The sequence below is a fragment of the Mucilaginibacter sp. genome, assembly GCF_036383575.1.
Lineage (GTDB): Bacteria > Bacteroidota > Bacteroidia > Sphingobacteriales > Sphingobacteriaceae > Mucilaginibacter.
Map to the genome: position 1 here is coordinate 1 of NZ_DASVOB010000283.1, position 3,206 is coordinate 3,206.

General features: G+C 44.0%; 3 protein-coding genes and 1 pseudogene. All 4 read right to left on the reverse strand.

All coding sequences use genetic code 11. The features are described from left to right. Positions 1 to 181: 181 nt before the first annotated feature. Positions 182 to 1,126 (reverse strand): amidohydrolase family protein, encoded by a 945-nt coding sequence (locus tag VF500_RS09845; RefSeq protein WP_330859511.1) that lies wholly within the window; start codon positions 1,124 to 1,126, stop codon positions 182 to 184. A 287-nt stretch (positions 1,127 to 1,413) separates the two neighbouring features. Beyond that, positions 1,414 to 1,728, reverse strand: coding sequence for a hypothetical protein (locus VF500_RS09850; RefSeq protein WP_330859512.1), 315 nt, complete (start codon positions 1,726 to 1,728; stop codon positions 1,414 to 1,416). A gap of 79 nt (positions 1,729 to 1,807) precedes the next feature. Further along, on the reverse strand, positions 1,808 to 2,737 hold the full coding sequence (locus VF500_RS09855) for a TIGR01777 family oxidoreductase (protein WP_330859513.1): 930 nt from the start codon (positions 2,735 to 2,737) through the stop codon (positions 1,808 to 1,810). Between the two features lie 2 nt (positions 2,738 to 2,739). Continuing rightward, positions 2,740 to 3,206: pseudogene (locus VF500_RS09860) on the reverse strand (DUF393 domain-containing protein); the annotation flags it as partial.

The window sequence follows — 3,206 nt, forward strand, 5'->3', positions numbered from 1 at the left end:
CTCGCAAGCGGACTCTATAAGGTCCCAAGGGTTATACGGGGTGTCTAATTTGCCCTGTTTATTCCGCAAATATCTTACTTCTCATCGCAGGGCACGTCATTACATTTTTTTTCAGGTACCCTGATGGTTACTCGCAATGACATGTTGGGCTTATTACATCCCAAAACAAGGTTTTAAACAATCAATTGGCAGTCACCCGCGTGTTCAATATTTGTTGAGCAGTTTGTCTACCTAAATTTTCATCCAACACCTTAACATACGTATCGATATCTATTAACGGCCAGTCTGTTCCAAATACGATATGATCTGTACCAATATTTTTAATCTGTTTTTTGAGGGCGGTCAAGGGGTGCCAGGTTACCCTGCCTTTAATGGATTTGGTGTGGTCTTTATCTGAACCGAGTGGGAAAGTGGCGCTGATATCAAGGTATAAGTGAGGACTTTTATCGGAATGCAGGTAAGCCGCAATTAGAGACAACGCTTTATCAGTTTGCCGGTCATAGCCGCCCCAACCGGCCATGTGAGCGATAACCACCTTGGTGTTTTTTGCAAAAGGCAGTATTTGTTTTATTAAAATTTCGGTGTTTGCTGCACCATCCCACTTTTCGCTGCTGCGAAAATGAACGAGCAAAAGCAGGTTGTATTTATTGGCAACAGCAAATACTTTCTGCAACTGTTTAAGCTGGACTTTATCAAAAAGGTTAACCTTACTATTGGCAAAATGAAGCTTGAGGCCGGTAAAACGTTTGGTGGCAGCGCAGCGTTCAATCTCGCCTATGGCATAAGGCTTTAACGGATTAACGCTCATAAAGGCTTTCAACCTATCAGGATATCGTGCAGCCTGCGCAGCTATCCAGTCGTTTTGCTTTTTTACCTCTTCGTATTCATTCTGCACGGGTGTAACCGGCGAACCGAACCAATAGGCATTTGATATGATCCAGGCCGAATAAAACTTTGCCTTATCAAGTCGCTTGATAATGGTGTCAGCGTCAAAGCAAAGCGAATCCATCTTGGTAGCCTTCAGGTGGAAAGCCTTCATCATGCGATATCCCAATTGCACTGTGGCTGAGTCTTGCAGGTGTACGTGGTAATCGGTGTAGTAATTGGGTTTTACCTGTGCATTCAAGCTATCAGCCAGTAAGATGAAAAATAGCAGGACGGATACTCGTGACAAATAGCACTTCATTAAGCCTAATATAACTAATTTTAATCCGAACGAGGTAATAACATACTCTACAGATCGGATCTGTTTCCGTGCGATTGCCGCGCCCTCCATCAATCATTTGTATCTTGCGCTCGTTTGCAACGAGTGCTTAACGTGGGTTTACGTTTGTAACGTCAATCATAGCGATACAATCGCTAAACCATATTAAACGCTCGTTGCAAACGAGCGCAAGATGATACCTAAAGCTATCAACTAAGGGTTGTTGATACTATAAAAAACACTGTGATGGTTATTTGTACTTTGCCAGTTTTGTTTGCAACGCTTTTTTGACTTTCTTTATCTTCAAGATCACTTAAGACGGCTCGATTAATTACGTAGGTAATTAATATAAATAATAAACTTTCGGCCAATGCGATAAGTATTTTCATTCCAATTCTTCCCGATGATCGCGCCAAACTTTCTGGGATAATCAGATCATTATAATATGCGTTCAAAAAAACCAGTAGCCAACATATTATAATTTGATAAATAACATTGAATATAGTATATACTGGTCGTTTCATTGTTGTTATTCTTCAAGGTTCTGTTGATAATTTTCACGTGCACCAGTCTGGTTCAAAAAATGCACTATTACCGAACTATTCATTCCCTTATACTCAAAATATCATGCACCGCATGTTCAGCTTTTTCATATTGAAATTTAAACCCGCTATCCAATAAACGTTTCGGCATTACCCAGCGGCTTTTCAATATCAGCTCGGTTTCGGTGCCGATCACCATAGCACCAACTTCCAGCAGCCATTGCGGAGCTGGTAAGCCCAATGGGGCACCATAAGCCTCGCGGATAGTCTGCATCATATCCGTATTTTTTGAACCTTCGGGAGCGGTGCAGTTAAATACGCCGTTCAATTCAGGATGATCCAGCAGCCATTGGGTGCTGCGGGCTACGTCATGCTCGTGTACCCAGGCCATGTATTGTTGGCCATCGCCCTGTTTACCGCCAAGACCAAACTTGACAAGGTTAAGTAACCTTGGAAAAACGCTGTCGCTTCGGCCTAATACAATGCCCATGCGCAGGGCGATTTTACGGGTATGGGGCGTGTCGGTTTTAAAGAAAGTGCTTTCCCAGATATTGCAAACATCGATAGAAAAGCCATAGCCAATTTCGCCCGTTTCCTCATCTTGCGGATAGTCTTCGGCATGGCGGTAAATGGTGGCAGAGGTTACGTTGATCCAAACCTTTGGCGGATTAACCATTTTATTGATCACCTTTCCCAATAGTTCGGTAGGTACCACCCTTGAACGGATGATCTCCCTTTTGTTTCTTTCGGTGTAGCGGCAGTTCACATTTTTACCGCACAGGTTTATCAGCATATCGGCACCGGCAAGGTGTACTGTCCAGCCGGCTTCAGTTTCTCCATCCCAAACAGCGGTGTGCACATTGCCGTTCACCGGTTTTTGTTTGCGGGCAAGGATGATCACTTCATTTGCCAGATCGCGGTAGTAGTTGGCCAGCACTGTACCGAGGTAACCGTTACCACCGGCCAGCACAATTTTTTTATAGGGTTTCATGATTAGTTAAGGTTTAAGATAAGCAACAATAAAATAATACGATAAGTTACCCAGGTAACGGTGAGCACCCAGCCCAGCCCCAACAATTTGGTACGCCGGATGTGTTCCAGGAACATCAACCCGGCAACCGCCATAAAATACAAGGTATAAACCGCAGCACCGAATTGAAAAAAGTGACTCACAGCCAAACCTATCAGCAGTAATAAACTACCGGCAAAAGAGATGGTCATCATATTGCCGAGGTAGGTCCACAGGTTGCGGCGATCAAAGCTGCATATCGCGGCTCCCTGAAAAAGGACCTGTCCGCCACAGATGAGGTATTCGCGGTAGGGGTTACCCAATGGTACAAGGCCTACAAGCAGGTGTGCATAAGCGGTAAGGATAAAGCCGGTACAAAACCAGGTAAGCAGCAAGTACAGTAAACGGTAATGGAGTTTAAAAGTAGGCTGATACTCAAAGCCTGTTTCGG